Below are 4,902 nucleotides of genomic sequence, written 5' to 3'. Positions count from 1 at the left end.
GGACCACGGTGGTCCTGACCGGCGCGGCCCCGGTGGTACGGGGTGTGAGGTGTGGGGATGTGACGTGTGGAAGACGCCTGGTGGCCCGGATGCCCCCGGGCCCGTGCCGGACCCCGTATCCCGCCGCGCTGTCCCGCTCCCGGGGGAGTCGTACGGTCACAGGTCCGAGGTGACGCCACCGCCCCGGGATCGTTGGCCGGTCATGTTGCTGTCCCGTCACGCCACCGCCGACACCGCGATACCGGCCGGCCGCCCCGCCCGAGAGGCCGCCGAGGCCGCGCTCGTCGAGAACTATCCCGGGCTCGTCCGGCTCGCCTACCTGATCCTGCCGCCGACGCTCGGCCGCCACCGCCGCGTCCTCACCGCCCACGCCCTCGTCCAGAGGACGCTCTCGGAAACCGGCGGACGGACCCGGCCGGCGTCACCCCCGCCCTCCCCGCACGAGCCCGCCCCACTCCCGCTCTCCCCTCCCGGGCAGCGGGGCACCGAGAGGCCCGTGTACTCCTGGCTCCGGGCCACCGTCGTCCGGGCCGCGCTCCGCCCACCGAGCCGGCTCGTTCCTCCCGCCCTCCGGCTGCCGCTCGTCCTCGGTCTGCGGCTCTTCCCCCGCGCCGGGGGATCCGACGAACTCGCCCTCGACCGCGCTCTGGCGGCCGCCGCGCCCGAGACCCGGGCCGCGCTCGCCCTGCGTACCCTCGAAGGCCTTCCCGGGGACGCGGTCGTCCGCCTGCTCGCCCGGGCGGGCGTCGCGGAACCCGATGCCGCCCTGCGCGCCGCCGAGCGGCTCGGCGCCGCACCGGGCACCGACGTCGCGGCCCTCCTCCGCAGCGCGGAGTTCGACCCGTGTACCGTCCACACCCGCCCCACCGACCTGCTGCGCCGCCGCCGGGGCGAGCGGCTCGCCGCGCTCGCGGGGGCGGTGCTCCTGGTCACGACGGCCGCCGTGACGACCGTCGAACTCCGCTCGGGGCGGGCCCCGGAAGGCGAGTTCGCCGGCTCCCCGACCGCCCTCTCCGCCGCGGCCCTGGCCCGCGCCCTCGACCCCACCGCCCTGGTACGCGCGCCCGCCGAACGGTGGGCCGACACCTCGCGCGTCGACTTCACCGCCTGGCCCGCGCGCGGTACGAGGACGGGCGACACGGCCCTGCTGGGGCGCGCCCTGGAGGCCTGGTCCCGGGGCGCCGGCGGCGGCGTACGGCTGACGGCCACCCCGGCCACGCCCACGTCGCCGCCCGCCGAACCGCCCCGCCTCCTCTACGCGGGAACGGTCGACGGCGTCGGCGTGGTGCTCCTGCACGACGGACGGAGACTCGCCCGGTACGTCGAACCCGGCGACGGCCGAGGTCCCGCCGTCCTGGACCTCGCCCGCGCGGACGACGCCGACGTCACCACGGGGGCGGCCGTGGTGCTCACCCGCACTCCCGGCCGGGCGCGGTACCTCCTCGCGCCCTGGATCGCCGAGGCGGCGGTACGGGACCTCCGGGCGCCGAGGACCGCGGCGCGCCCCCTCGAGGTCGCCCGGGACGGGGTCACCGCTCCCGTCGCGTACGACACGCCCGTACCGCAGAAGGGCCCGGGCGGGTGCGCGAGGGCGACCGTGCTCCAACTCGCCTCCTCCGCGCGGATCGTCGAGGACCACGCCTTCCTGCTCGCGGACCTGGGGGAGCTGACCCCGGTCCACCTGACCTGGACGCCCGGGCCGGGCACGGGCGCCCCGGCGCGGGCACCGCGCGAGGCCACCGGCGACCGGGGGCTCGCGGCCTGGGCGTCGTCCGCCTGTTCCCTCGCGGCCCTGCACGGCACCGGCGTCCGCTCGGTCAACCGCTGGGAGTACGCCGAGCAGTCACTGCCCGAACGGGCGGGCCGGGCCCTGTGGGTCTGCTCCCGCGCGGACACCTGGGAGGGCGGCGGCCGGGTGATCGTCTCCCTGACGGCACCGGTCGGACCCGCCGGAAGCGTGCCGCGCACCGTGACGGAACTCCGGGACACGGCGGCGTGCGGCCGTTTCGGTCAGCACGTGCTCGCCGGCACGTACTGGACGGCGCCGTCGGGCACGCGGTACCTCCTCGCCGCGGGCAGCCGCCGGCTGACGGGCGTCACCGCCGGGGGAGCCGTCACCGCCACGGGCCGGGGCCCGGTCCTGTCGGCCCGGGCGGCCGGTCCCGAGGGACCGGTACGACTCACGGGCCGCCTCGCCGACGGTTCCGTGGTGCCCGGATGGACGGTGACGACCGGGGGACCGGCGCCGAACGCACGCGACTGACGGAGCCGGAACGCCCGGCACTCGCGGCGGACCTGACGCCCCGTCCGCGCGAGTGCCTCCGGGGCGCCCGCTCACCCGCGGCCGCACCGCCTCCGTCATCGTCCAGCCCCAGCCGTACGTCCACTCCGCAGCCGTTGCCCGCCCGTCCGCTCACCCCGCTCCTGACCGACCGCGCCGGCATCCCGGCAGGGGCCGTCCCGCTGGTCCTGGTCGTCTTCGGACTCGGCGCCCTGGGCGGCACCCCGGCCCCCGTGCACGACGGCACCGAAACACCGGTGCCCGCACGGCACTGACCCCGTGTCCGGGTCCTTCCTTCACGGCCCACCCCTCGACGGGAGACCCCGCGCGGACACCACCTCGAATCCGTACGGGGTCCGCACCCCGGATCCGACCGGGTGAGGTCTCCGGGATGATGGGGCGCTGCGTTCCTTCGCCCGCGAGGTGGTCTTTTGAAGAAGGTGGCACTGCGTCCCTACGCATGGTTGCCTCGGCGGTACGACGACCGGAAGGTCCTGGCTTCCACGGTGGACGCGTGGGGGAGGGCCTTGTGGTTGATCTGCGCGGATGCGGTCTTCCCGCCGAATCCGTACGGGAGAGTCCGACCGCGGCCCCGGAGTCTGCCCTTCGACGCTCTTGTCGTCATCGACGACGCGGGGAAGATACGTGAACGGGCCCTGCGGGGTGTGGCCCTGAGTCCGTACCGCCTCGACGCGCTGCCCAATGACCGGCTCGTCCTGCAGGGCAGCGGTTCCACCGGAGACCGCAACGCCCAGATATTCGGCCGTGACGGCAGCCCCCGCCGTGGCTTCGTCGTGGGAGCTTCGGTGGAGTTCATGATGGCGGACCGTCGGAACAACCTCTGGAGTGCCTACTACGACGAAGGGGTCTACGTCGATCCCGTCAGCGCCGCCGGCCTGGCCCGCTGGGACAGCGGGGGCAACCACCAGTGGGGGTACTGGCCGCCCCAGGACGCTCCCCACATCGACACGGTCTACGCCCTCAACGTCGCCGACTCGGTCGCCTGGGCCGTCTACTGGCCCGAGTTCCCTCTCCTCCAAGCGCGAACCACCGGACAGGTCCGGGTACGGAAGAGCCCGGTGAGCTCCCCTCTCGGCCTGGCGGTCGAGGACGACCGGGTTCTCCTTCTCGGCGGTGGCCCCCGTGATTCCGGTCGGAGAGACAGGCTGCACTACTGCAGGGTGACCGGCCATGAAGTCGTCGTCGTCGAGGAAGCGGTGCTCACCATGCCCAACGGATCACCGGTCCAAGGGTACGCACGCCCCGTCGGCCGGGGCCGGTGTCTCTACCTGCACGGCCGGTCCGCGAAGCAGTGGTACGTGCTGAGTCTGTAGCCGGGGTGGCGGCCGGTCGGTTCGAGAACCGCCGCAGGCGGGAGATCACGGGGAGGATGCGGCGCTCGCGCGGTAGTGATCTTCTGGTTGTCTCGGGCATGGCGGGCCGCCGTGCGGCCCGCTGCCCTGGCCCCGTGCTTCGCAGGTCGCCGAGAAGGTTCGCCGCAGCGGCCTCCCGGCGTCCGATCTCGACCGGGCCGGACCGAGACAGCTGTCGCCGCTACGGTTCCGATCGGCAAGCGATCAGCTACGACCACCTGATCTTCACGATCGGGTGACCTGCGAAGTCCGGGCCTGGCCGGAGAGGGCGAGGTCGTACATCCGGCGATGCCGAGCACGGCGTGGTGGACGCCGTCGCCTTTGAGGCGGCAGCCGCGGAGGATCTTCCAGGTCTTCATACGGGCGAAGACGCGCTCGACGCGGGCTCGGACCTGCTGGTGGGATCGGCCGACGCGTCGTTCTCGTCGAGCAGGACGGGCTCGGTCAGCCAGGGCCGACGTAGTCCTCGCGCCGGCGGGCGTTCGCCCGCAAGGCGTTCAGCGCCTGACGGGTCACCAGTCGCGCCAGGAACGACCTGGTGTCCCGCACCGCCGCGAGGTCCACCGTTCGGTGCCTCGGTCACCAGGAGCCGGGCGGATCCGCACCTCGAGATCGTCACCGAAGCGGTCCGGCGGCTGAGGGAGAGCACCGCCCGCGTACACGTCGGTAGGCGCCTGGTTGACGGTGACCACACCAGCCGGCGTCGCACTCGTCCCCCTCGATCCGCTTCGCTGGACCTGGACAGCGGCGGCACTCAGGGCGGCGCCCATGAGAAGGACGTGATACGACCGCTTCACTTCTGCCTGCATGAGGGGTCGGGTCGTCGCGGCGCCTGCCCGGAGATCCCGCCCGTGACGGGCGGCTCGGCCCGAAGGGGACGGCGTGGGGCCACAGGGGGTACAGGGCGCACGGTGGCTGACGTCCCACGCCCGCCGAATGGAGGTTTTCTGCTGCGGAGGAGAGCAGATCCGCAGGTCAGCGCCGGTGCGATGAAGAGACTGATCCGAGCGCCCGTGTTCGGGCGGTTGCTGGGAGTGGAGGGGCTTATGGTCACCTCGCTCGCCCGCGTTCATTCCAGTCCTCCACGGAGTCTCCATGGTCACTTCCACTCAGCCGCCCACCCTCGTGCCGGTGAGGAGGAGGCGCTGGGGGAGCGTCGTCATCGACTGGCTGACGACGACGGACCACAAGAAGATCGGGCATCTCTACCTGATCACGTCGTTCGCGTTCTTCCTCCTCGGAGGCGTG

Annotated in this window: 3 protein-coding genes and 1 pseudogene; 3 read left to right on the top strand and 1 reads right to left on the bottom strand. The window is 73.8% G+C overall.

Translation table 11 applies throughout. The annotated features are described in order from the left end of the window. Positions 1 to 202 precede the first annotated feature (202 nt). From ACFWUY_RS40555 to ACFWUY_RS40545, 3 genes are all read left to right on the top strand, one after another. Positions 203 to 2,263: a hypothetical protein gene (locus ACFWUY_RS40555; protein ID WP_384121804.1), complete on the top strand. Its 2,061-nt coding sequence runs from the start codon at positions 203 to 205 to the stop codon at positions 2,261 to 2,263. A gap of 134 nt (positions 2,264 to 2,397) precedes the next feature. After that, a complete protein-coding gene (locus tag ACFWUY_RS40550; protein ID WP_384121802.1) occupies positions 2,398 to 2,556 on the top strand; it encodes a hypothetical protein in 159 nt (52 codons plus the stop codon). A gap of 390 nt (positions 2,557 to 2,946) precedes the next feature. Beyond that, the gene (locus tag ACFWUY_RS40545) at positions 2,947 to 3,615 is read left to right on the top strand and encodes a hypothetical protein (protein WP_384121800.1); all 669 of its coding nucleotides are present in this window, start codon (positions 2,947 to 2,949) and stop codon (positions 3,613 to 3,615) included. A gap of 264 nt (positions 3,616 to 3,879) precedes the next feature. Here ACFWUY_RS40545 and ACFWUY_RS40540 read toward each other — a convergent pair. After that, positions 3,880 to 4,088, bottom strand: a pseudogene (locus ACFWUY_RS40540) (hypothetical protein); the annotation flags it as partial. Positions 4,089 to 4,902: the final 814 nt, after the last annotated feature.

Origin of the sequence: Streptomyces sp. NPDC058664 (assembly GCF_042716635.1) — a bacterium.
GTDB lineage: Bacteria > Actinomycetota > Actinomycetes > Streptomycetales > Streptomycetaceae > Streptomyces.
The sequence above is the reverse complement of the archived record's forward strand: the minus strand, read 5'-3'. Positions and strand labels throughout refer to the sequence as shown.